We start from the raw sequence: 20,596 nt of genomic DNA, 5'->3' as shown, positions 1-20,596 counted from the left end.
ATTGTCTATTTATCTCCTAACGCTTCTTCTACTTCATTTTTAATTCCGGTCACTTCAGGGCCGTAAATGACCTGTACGCCATTTCCGCTGGCTACAACCCCTTTTGCACCTGTTTTTGTTAAATCGTCTTTATTAACAAGATCCGATTGATTGACACTTACCCGCAAACGCGTGGCACAAGCATCGACATCTTTAATATTTTCTTCACCACCAAGCCCGGCTATAATTGCATTTGCCCGCTCAGTCTTCGTATAGGACATTTCTTCCATTTGCTCATCTTCACGACCAGGGGTTTTGTAGTTAAACTTCCTAATCATAAATTTGAATGTGAAGTAGTAAAGGAAGAACCATGGGATCCCGATAATCGGAACCATAAACCAGTTCGTCTTGTCTGCTCCCTGCAGGACACCAAACAATAGGAAGTCAATAAAACCACCCGAGAATGTCTGACCAATCGTGATTTCAAAAAGATGGGCCATCATAAAGGCTAATCCATCAAAGAATGCGTGAATGACATACAATACTGGTGCGATGAACAAGAATGAAAATTCAAGTGGCTCTGTAATACCAGTCAGGAAGGATGTCAAACCGGCTGACAGCATAAGCCCAGCTACTTTCTTTTTATTCTCCGGTTTAGCTGTGTGATAAATAGCAAGTGCCGCACCAAGCAGACCAAACATCATCGTGATATGACGTCCGGACATGAAGCGGGCCGTTCCCAAAAAGAATTGCTCAACGGATTCCGCATTAGCCAGCTGGGCAAAGAAAATTCGCTGTGTTCCTTCGATAAGTGATCCATCGATAATCATTGAACCGCCAAGACTGGTTGTCCAAAATGGCAGATAGAAAATGTGATGCAAACCGAATGGACCAAGCAAACGCAAAATAAAACCATAAATGAGTGTACCAACGTAACCTGTTGCCTCTACTAGTCCACCTAAGGAGAAAATCCCTCCCTGAACAATCGGCCATACATAAAATAAAATGATTCCTAAAAAGATGGACGCAAAAGAAGTTACAATTGGTATAAAACGTGAACCGCCAAAGAATCCTAAAAACCTTGGTAATTCAATTTTATTATAACGGTTATGCAGCCAGTAAGCTAATAGACCAAGGACGACACCACCAAATACACCCGTTTCCAGTGACTGGATTCCTAAAACCATGCCTTGGCCAGCTTCAGCAATACTATCTTCTGCCAGCTTACCTGTAATAGATAGCATCGCGTTAATTGTTGCGTGCATGACTAGAAAGCCCATTACCGCAGCAAGACCGGCTGTTCCCTTGTCTGATCTGGCAAGTCCAATCGCAATACCTACTGCAAAGATGATAGGCAGGTTCGCAAAAATAATATTCCCTGCCGAACTCATAATGGTGAAAATTGCTTGCAGCCAGGCAACATCTAAAAATGGATAGGCTTCGATGGTAGCTGCATTACTGAAAGCACCACCTATACCCAGCAGTAAACCAGCAGCAGGAAGTACTGCAATCGGTAACATAAATGATTTCCCGAACCGCTGAGCTTTTTCAAAAAATACGTTCTTCTTTTTCTTCTTCGTCATATTGTCACCCCTCCCGTTAATATGTAAACCGTTTACATTTATATAATAATATTGAAAACCATTTTTAACAAGTGGAAATTGAAAGACTTTTTGTAATTTTGGTTTTGCTGAATACGTAATGAAAGAGGAGCTCTGAATTCCACCAATTTAAAAAAACTATTGACAATCGACTGTAAGCGCTTTATATTATCTGTAACGGGTTTCATATACCCCTTTTATTTCGAACAATCTGTAACCGGTTACAGGTTAGCTTTATAAGCGGAAATTAACTATTTATAAACTGCTGAGGTGGGGTTCATGCCAACAATCAAGGACGTTGCAAAACATGCGAATGTGTCCGTTGCAACGGTATCCCGTGTACTTAATGAGAATGGATATGTTAACGAAGATACAAGGGAAAAGGTCCTGGAATCTATCAATAAATTAGACTACCAGCCTAACGAACTGGCGAGAACTCTATATACGAGACGTTCCAGGATGATTGGTTTAATCGTACCTGATATCACCAATCCCTTTTTCCCGGAACTTGCTCGTGCGGTAGAAGATGTTACGAATGCAAAGAATTATACCTTTATATTGTGTAATTCTGATGATCAGGTATTAAAAGAAAAAAATTATATTGACGTTTTAAGAAAAAAATATGTGGATGGATTTATTATTGTTACAAGTACTCTGACCAATGATCATTTGGAAGGAATCAATACTCCGGTTGTTGCCCTAGACCGTAATTTTGAACCGGATATTCCATGTGTATCAGCCGATAATTATCATGGGGCAAAGCTGGCGGTGGAACACTTACATAATATAGGCTGTAAAAAAATTGCCCATGTTGCCGGTCCTGAATTTGTGATGAATGCTCAACACCGCTTGCGGGGATATTTGGATATGGTTGCCGATAAGCCTTTCTTTTCAGAGGATTTAGTCGTTAACGGTGATTATCATTTACAAAATGCCAAGGAAGCCACAATGAATCTATTAAAAGCTCATCCGGATATTGATGGGATTTTTGTAGGGAATGATTTGATGGCTGTTGGGGTTTTAAAAGCAGCGGAAACCCTTGCTATTAAAGTTCCTGATCAATTATCAATCGTTGGCTTTGATGGAATCACTTTAGGTGAGACGACTTCTCCGGCTTTAACAACAATAGCCCAGCCCATTTATGATATGGGAGCTAAAGCAACGAACTTGTTGATGGATATGATTGAGGGCAAACCAGTTGAGGAGACTGAATATACATTTCCTGTTCAATTGGTTGAGCGTGAATCAGCAAAGAAAGGAATGATGCTTAGTGAATAGCCCTAAGGTTACAGTTGTAGGAAGCATCAATATGGATTTCACAGTGCAAACGGAGCGAATGCCTAATCAGGGAGAAACGGTTTTAGGCTCCGGATTTGCTACATATCCTGGCGGGAAGGGGGCAAATCAGGCAGTAGCTGCTGCGCGCTTAGGAGCAAAAACGACGATGATTGGTGCTGTTGGCCAGGATATTTTTGGAGACCAATTGATAAAAAACCTGGATGATAACGGAATTCTTACGGACAATGTGAAACCGGTTACAGACGCTGAAACGGGTACTGCCCACATCATACTATCTGAACGGGATAATCGAATTATCGTTAATTCGGGAGCTAATTTCTCAATCACAAAAGAAATGATTCAAGCCTATAAGGATGTTCTGAAAGATAGTGATGTTATTTTATTACAATTGGAAATTCCGATGGAGGCTGTTATTGAAGCGGCCAAAATAGGGAAAGACGCGGGGGTTAAGGTTGTATTAAATCCAGCCCCATTCCAGCCCATTCCTAATGAGTTATTAAACTTAGTTGATTACATGACTCCTAATGAGTATGAATCCGTAGAGCTGATGATGCAGATAGAAGATCCCGATAGCTTTAAGCAAAAGCTGATTATCACAAAAGGAAAGGATGGTGTTGAAATTTATAAAAATAGCCATTCAGATCCACTGCTGATTCCTGCATATCGGGTGGAACCTGTAGATACCACTGGTGCTGGTGACTCATTTAATGGGGCTTTTGCTTTTCAAATAGGCCAGGGGGTTCCTGTTGAAAAAGCATGCCGCTTTGCTAATGCTGTTGCTTCACTCTCTATTACAAAGCAGGGAGCACAAGCTGGATTACCTTCTATGACAGATGTTGAAAGCTTCTTAAAGGAACAGGAGGAGATGGATTATGAAAAAGCACGGAATTTTGAATAGCGACATTTCAGCCATTTTATCTAAACTGGGACATACGGATCAGATAGCCATTGCAGATTGTGGTTTACCGATTCCCGATCATGTACCAAAAATCGATCTTGCTTTAAAGCTTGGTCAGCCATCTTTTGTCGATGTTCTTCATGAGGTTCTGGAGGATATGGAGGTTGAAAAGATGATCTGGGCTGAGGAGATTAAGGGTAAAAATACGAAACTGCACAATCAAATGGAAAATAAACATCAGCAAATTCCTTTTGATTATGTGTCACATGAAGAATTAAAAGAGGCTTGTAAAAATGTGAAAGCGGTGATTCGTACAGGGGAGTGTACCCCGTATGCCAACGCTATTTTACAGTCGGGGGTTATTTTTTAAAAAAGGTGGTGAATAGATTGCCTGAACAGCCATTTGTAGAAATGAAAAATATTCATAAGGGCTTTTTTGGAAACCAAGTGCTTAAGGACGTTCATTTTGAAATTAAACCTGGTGAGGTTCATGCCTTAATGGGGGAGAATGGGGCAGGAAAATCAACACTCATTAAAATATTGACGGGAATTTACGCACGTGATGAAGGTGTTGTTAAGGTTAAAGGCAATGAAGTTCATTATTCCAATCCTAAAGAAGCTGAAAATGACGGAATTGCTGTTATTCACCAGGAGCTTAATATCATCCCGCATTTAACGGTTGCTCAAAATATGTTTCTTGGAAAGGAATTAAAAGTTGGAAAAACCGGATTTCTTCGAGAGAGGGAAATGAAGAAGCAGACGAAAGATAGCCTTCAACAATTAGGAATCGATATCGATCCTGATATGGAGGCAGGGGAGCTATCGGTTGGAAAGCAGCAAATGATCGAAATTGCCCGGGCTCTTTCGTCTAATGCCGAGTTGATCATTATGGATGAGCCAACAGCGGCTTTAACGAACCGGGAAATTACTTCCTTGTTTAAAGTTATTAAACAGTTACGTGAACAAGGTGTAAGTATCGTTTATATCTCACATCGTATGGAAGAAATATTTGAGATTTGTGATCGTATTACCATTTTACGTGATGGTGAGTATGTCGGTACAAAGCTGATTTCAGAAACAAATTTTGAGGAAGTCGTTAAGATGATGGTTGGTCGCGAATTGGGAGAACGTTTTCCGGATCGGAACGTAATGCCAGGTGAAATAAAGCTTGAAGTCAAAGGATTGGCTCGGGAAGGATGGTTCGACAATATTTCCTTCCAGGTTCGTGAAGGTGAAATTCTTGGTGTCGCGGGTCTGATGGGAGCTGGAAGAACAGAGATTATGGAAGCTGTATTTGGAGCAAGAAAGCGCTCCAAAGGTGATATTTATCTGGATGGAAAACGTCTATCCGTTAAACATCCTGCTGATGCAATCAGGGAAGGTATTGGTTTTATCACTGAAGATCGTAAACAGGAAGGGCTTGTGTTACCGTTCAGGATTCAGGAAAATATGTCCATGGCAAATTTTAAAGCGATTTCAAATTTGGGATTCATTTCAAATCATAAGGAAATTGAAATGGTGGATAGATTGATAGAAAAGTTAAGTGTTAAAACAACCGGACGTAATCAGTCTGTGAAGTCACTAAGTGGAGGGAATCAGCAAAAAGTTGTGGTTGGTAAGTGGCTCGGTATTGATCCCAAAGTATTAATTCTGGATGAGCCCACACGAGGTGTCGATATTGGGGCTAAAAAAGAAATCTATCAAATTATGAATGAGCTTACTGAAAATGGTGTGGCTATTATTATGGTTTCTTCTGAACTACCTGAGATTCTCGGGATGAGTGACCGGATTGCGGTTGTTCGTGAAGGTGAATTAGTCACAATCCTTAACAGGAATGAAGCGGATCAGGAAAAAATTATGCAGGCCGCAACGGGAGGGATGTAACATGAATAAAAGTATAACATCTTATTTATCAAAGCTTGGTCCAATGATAGGGCTTATTCTACTCATACTTGTTCTGGCATTTACAAGTGATGACTTTTTTACATTAGATAATATTTTAAACGTACTCCGTCAGGTATCCATAAATGCCTTAATCGCATTTGGTATGACCTTTGTTATCTTAACCGGTGGAATTGATTTGTCAGTCGGCTCCATTCTTGCACTGGCTGGCGCTCTTACAGCCGGGATGCTGGCATCTGGCGTGGATCCGATTTTGGCCATTCTTCTGGGTGTTTTATCTGGAGGTGTGATGGGGGCATTTAACGGTTTAATGGTAACAAAAGGTAAAGTTGCTCCATTTATTGCAACACTGGCAACCATGACGATTTTCCGGGGACTAACTCTAGTATATACAGAAGGTCGTCCAATTACCGGATTATCAGAGAGTTTTACATTTGAAATGATAGGTAAAGGTTATGTATTTGGGATTCCTTTTCCTGTAATTATGATGGCGGTTTCTTATATCGTATTGTACCTTATATTGAAAAAAACTGTCTTTGGCAGGCAGGTATACTCGGTTGGTGGGAATGAGGAAGCTTCTATTTTATCAGGAATAAAAACAGACCGAGTGAAAATCTGGGTATATGCCATTTCTGGTATATTCTCTGCAGTGGCAGGTCTCATTCTAGTGAGTCGTTTAAATTCAGCACAGCCTACAGCTGGTACGGCTTATGAGCTGGATGCCATTGCTGCTGTTGTTCTTGGAGGAACTAGCTTAACCGGTGGACGGGGATGGATTTTTGGAACACTTATAGGGGCTCTTATCATTGGGGTGCTAAATAATGGATTAAACCTCATGAACGTATCCTCGTTCTTCCAGCAGGTTGTCAAAGGAGCTGTCATTCTATTAGCCGTATTACTGGATCGTAAGAAGGCTGCATAACTGGTTAAAAAGTGTATTTTGACACTTTTAATATAAAAAATTTTATGGGAGGGTCAATCAATGAAAAAGTTATTAAAGCGTTTTGGGTGGTTACTTGTTGTGGTCATGATTTTTGCTGGGTGTTCAACACAAGCTCCAGGTTCAGATGATACTTCGGAAGGTGGCGATGAAGGTAAGGACGATACGTTAACAGTTGGTCTTTCAGTATCAACACAAAATAACCCATTCTTCGTTACCTTAAAAGAGGGGGCTGAAGCTGCTGCAGAGGAACAAGGTATTGATTTAACGGTAGTTGATGCTCAGGATGATTCGGCTAAGCAGGTTAGTGATGTAGAAGATTTAATTCAACAGGGTGTAGACATTCTTCTTATTAACCCTACTGATTCTGCAGCTATTGTTTCTGCTGTTGAGTCAGCTAACAGTGCTGATATCCCGGTTATAACTGTTGACCGCAGTGCTGAAGGTGGAGACGTTGTTGCCCACATTGCTTCAGATAACGTTAAAGGCGGTGAAATGGCAGCAAACTACATCGTTGAACAGATTAATGGAGAAGGAAAAGTAGTAGAATTAGAAGGAATCCCTGGTTCTTCAGCTGCCCGTGAACGTGGAGAAGGCTTTCATAATGTAGTGGATGAGGAAGAGGGAATTGAAATCGTAGCAAAACAGACGGCTAACTTTAACCGTTCTGAAGGGCTTACGGTTATGGAAAACATTATTCAGGGTACAGATCAAATCGATGCAGTCTTCGCTCATAATGATGAAATGGCTTTAGGTGCACTGCAGGCATTAAGTGCAGCTGGTCTTGAAGATGTTACTGTTGTAGGATTTGACGCAACAGACGATGCAGTTAAGGCTGTTGAAGAAGGAAGACTGGCAGCAACAATCGCCCAGCAACCTACATTAATTGGTGAGAAGGCCATTGAAACGGCTGTAAAAGTATCCAAAGGGGAAAGTGTAGACGAGTTTATTCCAGTTGAGCTATCGCTAGTTGAATAGTCGTTTGTTTAACTGCAAAATGATAGAAAAAGTGATGGGCTTAAGCTCATCACTTTTTTTCGGGCGTCGGGGGTGGTGCCTGTCACGACCCGAAAAATCTTGTTTCACGGAATGTTTCACAAATGGTTGTGTCTTTCCCAGTTTATATAGCTTGTTAATCTGATTGGGATTTGACATAATTCGGATAGTGACAGCACGTATTGGAAACAGGCACACGTATGGAAGGAGGTCCATGATGAATCAAAACAAACACTTAACCCAGAACCAGAAATTCAAAATTGCCCATCGCGAGGCTCTCATCGGATGTGCTTTGGCTTTATTTAACTTCATCTGGTGGTATGGGTTCGCGTATGGTTTAGGATCAGCTTCCCCGGAGGAATATACATTTGTTTTTGGCTTTCCGGCGTGGTTTTTTTACAGCTGTATCCTGGGATTTATCGTTATGGTTCTTTTGGTTTGGGCGGTTGTGAAGTTTGTCCTTAAGGAAGTTTCCTTTAACGAAGAAGATGAGGATAGGGAGGAGGAGAGGTCCTCATGAATTGGGGAGTCATGATTCCATTGCTTTTATTTGTCATTATTGTTTTTTTAATAGGGATTTGGTCCAATCGGAAAATGGCGGGATCTTCATCCTTTCTAAGTGATTATTTTATCGGCAGTCGTGAATTTGGCGGGCTTGTCCTGGCCATGACGATGGTTGCTACATATGGAAGTGCATCGAGTTTCCTGGGTGGTCCGGGGGCTGCGTATTCTATTGGACTTGGCTGGGTGCTGCTGGCGATGACCCAGGTGGCGACAGGATATTTTGTTCTATTAATATTGGGGAAAAAGTTCGCAATCATGGCCAGACGCTACAAGGCAGTTACATTAATAGACTTTTTGAAAGGGAGATATAATAGCAAAGCCGTTGTTATTCTGTCTGCTATTAGTATTATTGTCTTTCTATTTTCCGCTATGGCCGCACAGTGGGTTGGCGGGGCACATTTGATTCAATCCTTAACAGGCCTGTCCTATGTCTCGGCTTTATTTATTTTTTCTATATCAGTCTTACTATACGTCACCATTGGCGGATTTCGGGCCGTAGCTTTAACGGATACGATTCAGGGGATTGTCATGTTTTTTGGCACATTAATTTTACTTATCGCTGTTGTCGCTGCTGGTGGAGGTCTGAATAATATATTTTCGGATTTAATGGCGGAAAATCCAAATTTAGTAACTCCGTATGGACAAGACGGTCAGCTTAGCTCATTTTATGTATCTTCATTCTGGATTCTCGTTGGAGTTGGTGTCGTCGCCTTACCACAAGTAGCTGTACGGGCTATGTCCTATAAAAATTCGAAGTCGATGCACCGGGCGTTGCTGATTGGAACCGTTGTTGTTGGATTTATCATGTTAAATATGCATTTAATCGGCGTATTTGCCCGTCCGGTACTGCCCGGGATTGAGGTGGCCGATCAGGTTATCCCGCTAATTGCTCTTGAGGTTTTACCGCCGTGGCTGGCTGGGATTATATTGGCAGCGCCTTTAGCAGCCATGATGTCCACCGTCGACTCCCTTCTTCTATTGGTCAGTTCTTCGGTTGTAAAAGATTTATATATCAATTATATGAAACCGGACGCAACAGAAAATCGAATCAGGAAAATCAGTATGGGGATAACAGCAATCATTGGGGTGATTGCCTTTCTACTATCCATTCATCCACCAGAGCTGCTCATCTTCCTCAACCTATTTGCATTTGGAGGTTTAGAAGCTGCGTTTATCTGGCCACTTGTTCTGGGACTTTACTGGAAGTCCGCCAACAAATATGGAGCCATAACATCGATGATTGCCGGAATAGGCTCCTATATAGGTATTCATTTTTACAATGAAGCGAATGGGAATCTATTAGAGGTGCATACCGTTACGATTCCGGTGGTTGTTTCACTTGTTGTATTTGTAGGGGTTAGTTTGATTTTCAGGCATGGTGGTGCCTGTCACGGCCCGGATTTTGTCGAATGATATAAAGTAGTTTTTGTAAATTAACAGAGGGTGAAACGAGCAGTTTTCATCCTCTGTTTTTTTATGTTTTATTAACGGAAGGGAGCTTGAAACACTTTGTGAAACAAGATTATTCGGGCGGTGGCAGTACCTTATTTTAAATTTTATGAAAATTATGATAAAATGACGTATTAGATAATAAACATACAATAGCCAGGGGATGTTGTCTCTATGAATGGTAAAAAGAAGACTTCAACCATTTCACATGAATATAAAGTTATTAATGGCGTAAAAAACATAGTCAATTTTGTAAGCGATTTCAAACAATTATTTACAAAAGGCTTAGAGTTACAGAGGATAATCAAGCATTATTTGAAGCCTTTTAATAAATTCAGAGGAGGTTAAAAATTCATGTCATTATTAAACCAAACCATTGGCGAACTACTCGAAAAGGAGGCCATGGAACATCCGGACCGGGAAGCCGTCGTATATCCTGAGAGTGGTTTAAGGTGGTCGTATCAACAGCTGGATAAATTGTCCAGCCAGGCTGCCAAAGGGTTTATGTCTTTAGGGATTGAGAAGGCCGAGAATATCGCAATTTGGGCAGATAACCAGCCCGAATGGATTTTATCCCAGTTTGCCTCGGGGAAAATGGGGGCGGTTTTGGTAACCGTAAATACGAATTACCAGGCGGCTGAGCTGGAATACCTGCTTAAGCAATCGGACACTACGACTCTGATTTTGACAGAGTCCTATAAAGATTCTTCCTATATTGATATTCTAAATGAAGTTTGTCCGGAGTTAAAGCATAGTGAGAAGGGGGAGCTGAACTCAAGTAAATTGCCTAACTTAAAAAATATCATCGTGATCAGTGAGCATAGCTATGACGGCTGTTATACCTGGAAGGAAATCATGGAAAAGGGGCAGTCGGTTACTGATGAGAGCCTTTTGGAGCGGAAGGACAGTTTGCACTATGATGAAGTGATTAATATGCAGTATACATCAGGTACGACCGGCTTTCCGAAAGGTGTGATGCTGTCCCATTACAATATTGTCAATAATGGGAAACAAGTGGCTGAACGCATGAATTTAACCGGGGAGGATCGCTTATGCATTCCTGTTCCTCTTTTCCACTGTTTTGGCTGTGTGATGGGGACGTTAGCCTCTATATCTCAGGGGGCAACGATGGTCATGGTCGAGCATTTTGATGCAGAAAAAGTTTTAAGAGCTGTCGATCAGGAAAAATGTACCGCATTACATGGCGTTCCAACAATGTTTATTGGCGAGCTCAATCATCCTTCCTTTGATCAATACGATTTGAGTCATTTACGCACCGGTATCATGGCCGGATCCAATTGCCCGATTGAGGTGATGCGGTCGGTCATGGATAAGATGGGAATATCGGAAATCACCATCGCTTACGGGCAGACTGAATCCTCTCCAGTTATTACCCAATCCAAAACAGATGATCCCATTGAACTCAGAGTCAGTACAGTCGGGAAGGCCCAGCCGAATGTGGAAGTAAAAATTGTCGATCCCGCCACGAATGAAACATTGCCTCCGAATACACCCGGCGAGCTTTGTGCGAGAGGCTACCTTGTGATGAAAGGCTATTACAACAATGAAGAAGCGACGAAAAACACCATTGATGAGGATGGCTGGCTTCATACCGGGGACATCGGCATCATGGACGAAAATGGCTATGTGGAAATTACAGGACGAATCAAGGACATCGTGATCCGCGGCGGTGAAAATATCTATCCAAGGGAAATTGAAGAGTTCCTGTACACGCACCCCGACGTTCTCGATGTTCAGGTCATTGGAATCCCGGATGAAAAGTACGGGGAAGAATTAATGGCATGGATTATTCCTAAAGAGGACTCAAGCGTAACAGAGGAAGACGTCCGTGAATTTTGTAAAGGAAAAATCTCAAGACACAAAATCCCGAGATACATCAAATTTACAGAAGAATACCCAATGACAGCCAGCGGCAAAGTTCAAAAATTCAAGCTTCGGGAAAAGGCGAAAGAAGTCCTTGCTTAGGTTGGTGCCTGTCACCACCCGATTAATCTTGTTTCACAGAATGTTTCACGGCTTTAAATAGAGGCTTATCCCCTGATCTTAATTAGGGAGGTGAGCCTCTTTTGGTAATTCGACAAAATCCGGGTGGTGACAGGCACCTCCCCAATATATCGCATATTTCATCATAGTATTTTTTGATGTATACTATACTCATACAATATGAAGATGTAGAAAGGCGGATATCCATGCCAATACCTGCAAATTATGCCAAACATGCTCGGCAGTCTGCGAAGGAATATGCGTTTACACAGATCCAGCAGTGGATTATTGATGGAACGCTCCTTCCAGGTGAAAAATTAAATGATAAGGAGCTGGCAGATGCATTAGGAGTTAGCCGGACGCCGATTCGTGAATCCTTGCAGCTCTTGGAAGTACGGGGGTTTGTCAAAATGTATCCTGGGAAGGCGACACAGGTAACCGAAATTGAACGGGAGGCCATTAAAGACTTGCTCCCTCCACTGGCCGCATTACAGTCATTAGCTGCAGAACTGGCGATTGACCACATGACAACAGATCAGCTTGCCCAACTTGAAGCCATTAATGGACGCTTCGCACAAGCCATCCACTCCAATAACAGCTATGCGGCGCTGAATGTTGATGAAGAATTCCACCAGCTGATTGTCGATATCGCAAATAACCCTTATATCCAGAGCAGTCTCGAGTCTTTGCAGGCGCATGTTCACAGACATTTTTTCTATAACTCTATCATTTTGACGGAAGAATCCATTGATGAACACAAGTCGATTATTAACCTAATGAAACAAGGTGACAAAGAGAAGGCGGCATCCATCATGAAAGAAAACTGGCTTCGAACCTTGCCAAGGAGTTTCAGTCAATAAAAAGCAGGCCCCCTCGATAAGGAGGAGGCCCGCTTTTTTTGTCTATGGTTTGAAGTTTTGAGTGTAAAGCCATGTGCAGCTTCAGCGCCCAACGAAAACCGATACTTCCCTCATCGCTAGTCGCTAACCAGGCGATTCCGAATTTGTTAACATATTATGATGCATGAAGCTCAGCTGCTTTTTGAAAACGGCTGATCACACCGGTGACTGCAATGACGGCAACTGCCGGCAGCAGCCATCCGAGTCCCTGATTGTACAACGGTAATGATTGTTCATAGAAGTTTACAATCGGCTGCATCCAACCGAAATACTCAATTCCCAGTGATTGACAGAGTGATTTAAGTCCATCAAAAATACTGATCAAGAACGTCGCTGTAATCGTTGCCGCATAAACAAGACGTGCATGGTTAAACAATGGCGACAAAAATGTCAGGAGCATGAGTACAATCGCCAGTGGATACAGGAACATGAGAACCGGCACAGAATAAGTGATAATGTTCGTCAATCCAAAGTTTGCGATGACAAAGGTTAAGGTTGCAAAGAAAACTACCAGTGCTTTATAGCTGATTTTCGGAAACAGTGTGTGAAAATATTCCGCATTGGCGGTCGTTAACCCGATGGCAGTGGTCAGACATGCCAGTGTAATCGTAACCGCAAGAAGAATGGATCCGAACGTTCCAAAATAATGGGATGCGGCGTTACTTAGAACTGGTCCGCCATTTTCAAAGATTCCGAATACCTGTGTGCTCGTTGCTCCTAAATAGGCAATGCCGACATAAATCATTCCGAGCAGCAAGATGGCGATACTGCCCGCCTTTACAGTGATCCTGAGAACATCGGCATTGGATGTAACACCTAAGGAGCGGATCGCATTTATGACAATAATACCAAATACCAGCGATGCCAGTGCATCCATGGTGTTATATCCTTCAAGGAAGCCAGTGATAAATGCTCCGCTAGAATAAGCTTCCTGAGGTGCTTCCATTGCTCCGATCGGATTAACGATTGCTGTAATCAAAAGAACCGCAAGCAGAACAACGAGTCCAGGTGCCAAAAACTTCCCGATATTATCAACAAGCTTTGCAGGCTTTAATGAAAATAAAAGTACGATTGCGAAAAACACTAATGTAAAAATAAATAGGGCGATCTGCTGTGAAGACTCACTTACAAAAGGTGATATACCAATCTCAAATGCCACCGTCCCTGTACGAGGAGAAGCGAAAAATGGTCCGATTGTTAAATAAAGCAGTGATGTGAAAAATACAGCATAAACCGGGTGTACACGGCTTGAAAGCTCCTGGAGATTTCGACTCCCTGAAAAACTCATAGCGATAATTCCAAGCAGCGGCAGCCCTACTCCTGTAATTAAAAATCCAAATGTTGCCGACCAGACGTTAGTACCAGCATTCTGGCCGAGGTTTGCTGGAAAAATAAGATTGCCAGCTCCAAAAAATAATGCAAATAACATGACTCCAATGACTGCGTAAGACGAAAAAGACAGTTTCCCTTTCATGATAAGTGCCCCCTTTGGTGCTAAATAATGGATTACCCATATGCAATATATCGATGGAATCTATAATACTATTCTCCGTGTCGAAATGCAATATATTACTTAGAATTTTTTGATTATTTCATACTTAGGTGCCTGTCACCACCCCGTGTCACCGCGCGCAGGACATGGGGACAGGTACACTGTCCCAGGACAGAGAAACGCAACAAAGCAGACAGTCCAGAAGTCTTGGGCGCCATCTATCACTGACCCAGCTATATTGTGATACATTTTGTGAAACAAGATTTTTCGGGTTGTGACAGGCACCATCCTGGCCCGCTAAAGATTTTAGCGATGCAGTCGATATTAAATGAGGAGCTGAAAAAATTCATCTGTACCTATTACGGCGAATTGTTAGCGTTTGTACTGTAAATGGGTGGAGAAAAAAGAAAACTTTTAACAAAACAAAATTATTTAAATTGAGGAAATGAGGAGATAGATAAACATTAATACATATTTAGATAGATTGATTTATGCATATAGAAACTTTGGTAAAAAGGCACTGGAATTTCATCTCCAGACCTTTTATCACGCATTAACTGGCCGTATAACCCCCACTTCAAGTCTTGAGGGTAACCCAACAAGACTAAGTGGGGGGATAAACGGCCAGTAAATTCCTGATAAGTTCAACTAACCATCAGTGGGGGATGGAGAAACCCCCACTGATGGAAGTTTCACTTTATCAACAAGAAAAGACAGAGGTGACATCCTATGAAAAATCTAAAAGTATTCAACTTTAAAAGCATTAGATCAAAACTTTTCGCAGCTTTTTCAACGATTATTTTATTCGTTTTAGTATTGGGAATCACAACGTTAATTTTCAATCAAAATTCGAATGATAAAGTAAAAGAGTTAAATGATGATCATTTAAATTCATTAGTGAAGGCGGAAAAGATTGCATTAAATATGTCCCAGCGAACCAATTTGCTGCGGGGATTTTTGTTATATGAAGATGAGACATACAAGGAAAAATTTCAAAATGGTATAGAAGAGAGCATTGCTTTGGAAAATGAGTTGCTGGAACTGGATAAGTCCGGTAAGGTTCAGGAGCTGATTGATCAGAAAATCGAATGGGGTACCCTGACAGATCAGGTGTATGCGGAGTACGAGAAGGGCAATAAAGAAAGAGCTCTGCAAATTATGGAAACTGAGGTTCAGCCGCTGTCAGATGAATTAATTCAATCCTTTGAAAAACTGGCGATTGAACGCGAAGAACAGATGAATCAAACAGGAAATGATATCGTAAATGCGAGTAGTGCAAATGGGAATATTAGTCTGATCATTATGATTTTGGCTGTCATTTTTGGAATCCTGATTGCAGCACTTCTCTCCCGAAGCATGACGAAACAGCTTAAGACGGTTATGAATCGCATGAAAAAAATTGCAGATGGGGATTTATCCGACGAAAATTTACAAGTGGAATCCAAGGATGAAATCGGCCGGCTTGTAGAGTCTACGAACGATATGAGTCAGAATATGAGGGAACTTTTAGGTAAAATTCATTCTGTATCTGAGACTGTGTCTGCTCATAGTGAAGAACTTACACAGTCCGCAAATGAAGTCATGAGGGGTACAGAAAAGGTCTCAGCTGCAATGGAAGAAATCGCTTCAGGAGCTGAAAATCAGGCGAATCATGCCAGTCAAATGGCGGATAATACAACAGCTTTCTCTACTAAATTAAGAGAATCAAATGAGGACAGTGAGCTAACCTATGATGCCTCGAAGCAAGTTTTGAATATGACGAATGATGGAAGAAAGCTGATGAACCGATCTGTAAATCAAATGAAGTCCATTTACTCCATTTTTGATCAATCGGTTGAAAAGGTAAAAGGTTTAGATGCCCAGTCGAGTGAAATTTCAAAACTAGTAACCGTCATTAAGGATATTGCAGACCAGACAAATCTCTTAGCGTTAAATGCTGCCATAGAAGCTGCCAGAGCAGGAGAGCATGGGGAAGGATTTGCTGTAGTAGCTGATGAAGTTCGGAAATTAGCTGTACAGGTGTCTGATTCTGTCACAGAAATTACGACAATTGTAGGCAGCATTCAGGAAGGATCCTCAACCGTGGTTCAATCACTTGAAGATGGTTATGCTGAAGTGGAAAAAGGAGCAAATGAAATTCAATCGATGGAGGAAACCTTTGAGACCCTTCGTATAGCCATCGATGAAATTGCTGCCAGTATCGGATTTGTTACGAATAATCTTACGGAGATGGCTAATTCAAGTCAAAAAATGGATGCTTCTATTGAAGAAATTGCTTCTGTATCTGAAGAGGCTGCATCGGGAGTGCAGGAATCAGCCGCTGCATCACAGCAGACAAACAGTACCATGCAGGAGGTAACCGCAAGTTCTGAGCAGTTATCACAGCTTGCAGAGGAGTTAAACGGTCTGGTGCGTCAGTTTAAAATGTAAAAAACTACTCTTACAAATCGAACAGGAAAAGCCTTTTGATTGCTGTTATAGCAGTCAAAAGGCTTTTATCTTTTCTAAGGCAAATACTGCCCTTTTTTATGAAAAAACGTTGTCGCATTAATATTTAAATAAGGTAGCGACTAATTCATGACCTGCTCCGACTGTCCAGAACAGCACGTAGTCCCCACGCTGGATGCGTCCATCTTCAATTCCTTCGTGTAAGGCGATAAAAGGACTGCTTGTACCTGTATATCCAAATCGATCTCCAACATAGACGATTTGTTCGTCATCAAGGGCAAAATGTTCCTGAATTCTCAGGATGTTGCTTAAAGCAAATTGCGATAAACAGTAGGCCTTAATGTCTTTAGGATCCAGGTGATTCCGTTCTAACAGGGTAGAAATCATGTCATACGCTGGGGGTAAGGCCTTGGACCCATCAAACTTCTGCCAGCGGATGGTGGAAACACTTTTATCCTCTAAGATGCTTTTCGATAAGCCGTCTTTAGGAAATCGGATCATATCGCGGATAAACGAATCGGTAAAATACGTAGAATCGATAAATCCAGTGTTCTCCTCCGTTTTTTCTAAAATCACAGCAGCTGCGGCATCTCCATAATTCGCATAAGTGATTTCTTCATCGGGATTACTGACAAGCGTGTTGTAATCAGAACCGATGATTAAAGCCTTATTGACGTTAGGATTCCCTTTCATATAATAAGATGCCTGCTCCACAGCAATCGTCATACCGGCACAGTTCGCATTTGTATCCATTGTAATGGCTTGCTTTTTAGCGTTAATGGCATGATGGACATAGATAGCATTGGTAGGGAAGGTGGTTTCCGGAACCTGAGTTGTAAATACAATCATGTCAATATCGTTTCCGGTTAATTTTGCTCTCTCAAGTACCTTTTTACTCGCTTCAATACCCATCGTTAATCCGTTTTCCTCTTCATTATCAATCACGTATCGATTTTCTCTCCCCATGACCTCTAAGAAGTGCGATATATCCTTTTTATCTTTAAAATGTTCAATGAAAAAATCGTTATGTACAATCTTTTCGGGATGATAAATAGCGACTTCTTTTATCTTGATGTTGTTCATTCTGATTTGAATCTCCTTTTTCTAATAAAATCGTTTCTTTTGGCATGCAATCATTTGTGTAAATGTAATGGGATGATGTGGATAAATGACTGCATACTCAAAGACATCAATGTGATTCTCCTGTTTGTTTAAACGTCTACGGTCTTAGCGTTTTTAAGGCCAATGCTGCGTGCTAATCTGTGCAGTTGCAGCTTCAGAACGGCATTATTCCGGATATTAAGCTGGACCGTATGAAAACCGGACTCCTTATACATATTCAAGGAAGCTTCCATTTGCGGAACCATATCCTGTGTCAAAATATCCAAATTGGTACAATCGATTTCTAACGTATACTCTCCAGCCTTAATACTCGATACCGCATTTTGATAATCCCTCATAAAATTTTGCACATCCTGCTCCGAGAAACTGCCACGAACCACCATATCAATCGTCTTTTTCTCATGCTGAACCTGAATATCATACTTTTTCATGCTGAACCTCCTTTTTGGTGCCTGTCACCACCCGAATTTTGTCGAATTTTTGAGAAGCCACTATATTTATATCGGATTTGTTTGTGAAATTTTAAGTGCTCGGGAGGTGGTGGGACATGGGGACAGGTTCATTGTCCCAGCTCTTTTAGACATGAAGTCATTAAAATAAAGGAGAAGGAGTTTATAAGTTTCCAATAGGGAGAATTTCCTTTTTTATTATATGTGAAGAGATTGTGCAGATGGGGGGAACAATAGAACGAGATTGGTATAGGAGATGAATAGGCACCTTCTTTTCTTCCCACTACAGCATTTGCTATTATAAAAGGAGATAAAATTTTACAACAAAGAGAGGATCCTGGATTATGGCAAGACAATTCACAGGTTATATTGGAACATATACAAAAAAGAATAGCGAGGGCGTTTATCGTTTTACGTTGGATACGGAAAAGAAACAGATTACGAATGTAGAGGTTGCGGCTCACCTGGATAACCCTACATACTTAACGGTTAGCAAGAAAAATGAATATCTTTATGCGGTCTCTAAGGAAGGGGACCAGGGTGGTATCGCTGCTTTTAAAATTACCGGTGAATCCGGTGATTTAGAAAAATTAAACAGACAGGTTACAGACGGCTCGGCTCCCTGTCATGTGAGTGTCAACAGCAGAAACAGCTTAGTTGTCTCGGCTAATTTTCATACGAAGCAGGCAGAGGCTTTTCTAACGAAGGAGGATGGGTCGATTCAGCCACCAAAATCCGTTGAGCATGAGGGAAGTGGCCCCCATGAGCGACAGGAGAAACCGCACCTTCACTTTGCAGGCTTCACACCAGATGAACGATATGTAGTTGTCATCGATTTAGGAAGTGACAGGATAACAACTTATCAGCCGGATGGAGATGTTTTGCGTGAAGTAAGCGTGCGATCCGTGAAACCTGGAAGCGGCCCCCGTCATATTGCTTTTCATCCGAATGCTCCGTATGCATACGTGATGACGGAACTCAGTAATGAAGTTATTGTGCTTAAATATGATGAGGAGGAAGGGACCTTTGAGGACGTTCAATATATATCTACCCTTCCAGAGGATTTCACGGAAAATAGTCAGGGCAGTGCGATTCATCTTTCTTCGGATGGGAAGTTTGTTTATGCTGGCAACAGGGGGCACAACTCGATTGCCATTTATCGTGTAAAAGCGGATAACAAGCTGGAATTTATCGAATGGACCCATACAGAAGGGGACTGGCCAAGGGATTTTGTACTGGATCCAACAGAACAGTTTATCGTAGCTGCCAATCAGGAAACAGGAACCCTTGCCTTGTTTGAAAGAAATCAACAGCAAGGAACGCTCACCTTGTTGCAGAAGGATGTACATGCGCCAGAGGCTGTGTGTGTGAAGTTCTTAAATTAATGGGGAGATGCTTTTTCATATTTCTCCAGTATGGATAGACCGGGTACATAAAATGCCCGGTCTTTTTATGTGGGTTGACGGTCGTAAGGGATTTGTAAATATTCCCGGTTGATGGACTGTCAATCAAATGGTTGCTTTCTGATGTAGTGAAGGACACTTCGGCTCGTTTTTAGAGCTGGATTGGCCTTCATCATCGTTATGAAGGACCACTCGGTGTTGTTTAAAAGGTGAAGCGTCCTTCATGAATGCAATGAGGGACACCATTCTTGCAATTCCTATGTTTTTCTGTGCTTCATCGGGGCCATAGGTTTAAACTTGAATTATATAAAGCGTGAAACATTCTGTGAAACAAGATTATTCGGGGCGTGACAGGCACCAGCTGCGGAGGCACCAGCCGTGGAGATACCACCCCCGAAGGCACCATCCCCGACCTAAAGCTCACTGAACACACGGCGCAGGTTTTCTGGTGTGAATTGGAGCTGATCCGGATAGGCGGATTTCCAGCTTCTGTATGAATTACCGGTTAATTTTTTAATGAGTTCATCGGTATTATAAATCTCCACGTCGTATACCCAGTTGGCGATCATTAGAATAGAAGCCATATGGGCCCCTTCGTTAGTGGCACCGCACATATCCTTCACCAGATGTACCTGGTAGTCACGAAAGTATGCATCAAACACAGATGTCATTAAACATCCGTCTGTTACAAAGCCACCCATCAGCAAATTCTTAACTCCCATATTCCTGAGAATCAGATCCAGGTTGGTACCATAAAAACTGCTCCATCGGTATTTATCAACCACAATATCATGTTCTTTGGGTTTTATTTTATCCAAAATTTCAACAGCATCTGTTCCATCATGATAAAAGACCGGTGTTCCATCTTCCTTCAATGGCTCATGATTTGAAAGACCAATCGTATCTTCACGGTTAATTTGGCGGGTATAAATGATTGGAATGCCCTGTTTCCGGCATTCCGCAATTAATAATTCAGCGTTTTGAACGGCTTGCTCAACCCCCTGGATGCCGAATTCACTCTCTTTTTGTATATCAATTAAGACTAGTGCTGTGTTTGTTTTCTCCACTGTAATCGTCCTCCTCTTAACGTTTTGCAGGAAAATATTCAAAGGTGTAACACCATAGATAACCTTTGTCTGGCAATGGCATTA

At 41.7% G+C, this 20,596-nt stretch carries 18 protein-coding genes; 13 read left to right on the top strand and 5 right to left on the bottom strand.

What is annotated here, in order from left to right; translation table 11 throughout:
* Positions 1 to 5: 5 nt before the first annotated feature.
* Complete coding sequence (gene ptsG / locus ACZ5OK_RS14725; RefSeq protein WP_343838045.1) at positions 6 to 1,562, bottom strand: glucose-specific PTS transporter subunit IIBC; 1,557 nt, start codon at positions 1,560 to 1,562, stop codon at positions 6 to 8.
* 297 nt (positions 1,563 to 1,859) lie between these two features.
* Here ptsG and ACZ5OK_RS14720 point away from each other — a divergent pair, with 297 nt between their 5' ends.
* The 11 genes from ACZ5OK_RS14720 to ACZ5OK_RS14670 all read left to right on the top strand — a co-directional run bounded on the left by ACZ5OK_RS14720 (position 1,860) and on the right by ACZ5OK_RS14670 (position 12,492).
* Complete coding sequence (locus tag ACZ5OK_RS14720; RefSeq protein ID WP_343838043.1) at positions 1,860 to 2,858, top strand: LacI family DNA-binding transcriptional regulator; 999 nt, start codon at positions 1,860 to 1,862, stop codon at positions 2,856 to 2,858.
* Positions 2,851 to 3,777: a ribokinase gene (gene rbsK, locus ACZ5OK_RS14715; protein ID WP_343838041.1), complete on the top strand. Its 927-nt coding sequence runs from the start codon at positions 2,851 to 2,853 to the stop codon at positions 3,775 to 3,777. The genes ACZ5OK_RS14720 and rbsK overlap by 8 nt, the downstream gene beginning before the upstream one ends.
* Positions 3,752 to 4,147: a D-ribose pyranase gene (rbsD, locus tag ACZ5OK_RS14710; RefSeq protein WP_343838039.1), complete on the top strand. Its 396-nt coding sequence runs from the start codon at positions 3,752 to 3,754 to the stop codon at positions 4,145 to 4,147. Before rbsK ends, rbsD begins: the two co-directional genes overlap by 26 nt.
* Before the next feature lie 41 nt (positions 4,148 to 4,188).
* Positions 4,189 to 5,661, top strand: a complete 1,473-nt coding sequence (locus tag ACZ5OK_RS14705) for a sugar ABC transporter ATP-binding protein (protein WP_425542193.1) — start codon at positions 4,189 to 4,191, stop codon at positions 5,659 to 5,661.
* Position 5,662: 1 nt separating this feature from the next.
* Complete coding sequence (locus ACZ5OK_RS14700) at positions 5,663 to 6,601, top strand: ABC transporter permease subunit (RefSeq protein ID WP_343838035.1); 939 nt, start codon at positions 5,663 to 5,665, stop codon at positions 6,599 to 6,601.
* 60 nt (positions 6,602 to 6,661) lie between these two features.
* Positions 6,662 to 7,597: a ribose ABC transporter substrate-binding protein RbsB gene (gene rbsB, locus ACZ5OK_RS14695; protein WP_343838033.1), complete on the top strand. Its 936-nt coding sequence runs from the start codon at positions 6,662 to 6,664 to the stop codon at positions 7,595 to 7,597.
* 235 nt (positions 7,598 to 7,832) lie between these two features.
* The gene (locus tag ACZ5OK_RS14690) at positions 7,833 to 8,135 is read left to right on the top strand and encodes a YhdT family protein (protein ID WP_343838031.1); all 303 of its coding nucleotides are present in this window, start codon (positions 7,833 to 7,835) and stop codon (positions 8,133 to 8,135) included.
* A complete protein-coding gene (gene panF / locus ACZ5OK_RS14685) occupies positions 8,132 to 9,592 on the top strand; it encodes a sodium/pantothenate symporter (RefSeq protein ID WP_343838029.1) in 1,461 nt (486 codons plus the stop codon). Before ACZ5OK_RS14690 ends, panF begins: the two co-directional genes overlap by 4 nt.
* Before the next feature lie 210 nt (positions 9,593 to 9,802).
* Complete coding sequence (locus tag ACZ5OK_RS14680; protein WP_343838027.1) at positions 9,803 to 9,976, top strand: hypothetical protein; 174 nt, start codon at positions 9,803 to 9,805, stop codon at positions 9,974 to 9,976.
* Positions 9,977 to 9,982: 6 nt separating this feature from the next.
* Positions 9,983 to 11,614 carry an AMP-binding protein gene (locus ACZ5OK_RS14675; protein WP_343838025.1) on the top strand — a complete coding sequence of 544 codons (1,632 nt, stop codon included), beginning with the start codon at positions 9,983 to 9,985 and terminating at the stop codon, positions 11,612 to 11,614.
* 224 nt (positions 11,615 to 11,838) lie between these two features.
* Positions 11,839 to 12,492 (top strand): GntR family transcriptional regulator, encoded by a 654-nt coding sequence (locus ACZ5OK_RS14670; protein ID WP_343838023.1) that lies wholly within the window; start codon positions 11,839 to 11,841, stop codon positions 12,490 to 12,492.
* 154 nt (positions 12,493 to 12,646) lie between these two features.
* Here the strand turns inward: ACZ5OK_RS14670 and brnQ are convergent, their stop codons facing one another.
* Positions 12,647 to 14,005, bottom strand: coding sequence for a branched-chain amino acid transport system II carrier protein (brnQ, locus tag ACZ5OK_RS14665; protein ID WP_343838021.1), 1,359 nt, complete (start codon positions 14,003 to 14,005; stop codon positions 12,647 to 12,649).
* Between the two features lie 747 nt (positions 14,006 to 14,752).
* On the opposite strand from brnQ, the gene ACZ5OK_RS14660 reads away from it, so the two are divergent.
* Positions 14,753 to 16,453 (top strand): methyl-accepting chemotaxis protein, encoded by a 1,701-nt coding sequence (locus tag ACZ5OK_RS14660; RefSeq protein WP_343838019.1) that lies wholly within the window; start codon positions 14,753 to 14,755, stop codon positions 16,451 to 16,453.
* Between the two features lie 117 nt (positions 16,454 to 16,570).
* Here the strand turns inward: ACZ5OK_RS14660 and ACZ5OK_RS14655 are convergent, their stop codons facing one another.
* Positions 16,571 to 17,554 (bottom strand): ketoacyl-ACP synthase III, encoded by a 984-nt coding sequence (locus ACZ5OK_RS14655; protein WP_343838017.1) that lies wholly within the window; start codon positions 17,552 to 17,554, stop codon positions 16,571 to 16,573.
* Between the two features lie 128 nt (positions 17,555 to 17,682).
* Positions 17,683 to 18,024 carry a hypothetical protein gene (locus ACZ5OK_RS14650; protein ID WP_343838015.1) on the bottom strand — a complete coding sequence of 114 codons (342 nt, stop codon included), beginning with the start codon at positions 18,022 to 18,024 and terminating at the stop codon, positions 17,683 to 17,685.
* 362 nt (positions 18,025 to 18,386) lie between these two features.
* On the opposite strand from ACZ5OK_RS14650, the gene ACZ5OK_RS14645 reads away from it, so the two are divergent.
* On the top strand, positions 18,387 to 19,427 hold the full coding sequence (locus tag ACZ5OK_RS14645) for a lactonase family protein (RefSeq protein ID WP_343838013.1): 1,041 nt from the start codon (positions 18,387 to 18,389) through the stop codon (positions 19,425 to 19,427).
* Between the two features lie 431 nt (positions 19,428 to 19,858).
* Here the strand turns inward: ACZ5OK_RS14645 and ACZ5OK_RS14640 are convergent, their stop codons facing one another.
* Entirely contained in the window at positions 19,859 to 20,512 is a 654-nt protein-coding gene (locus tag ACZ5OK_RS14640; protein ID WP_343838011.1) for a cysteine hydrolase family protein, read from the bottom strand.
* Between the last annotated feature and the right edge of the window lie 84 nt (positions 20,513 to 20,596).

This window comes from Salinibacillus aidingensis, assembly GCF_055393355.1.
This window is presented reverse-complemented; position numbering and strand designations above follow the sequence as displayed.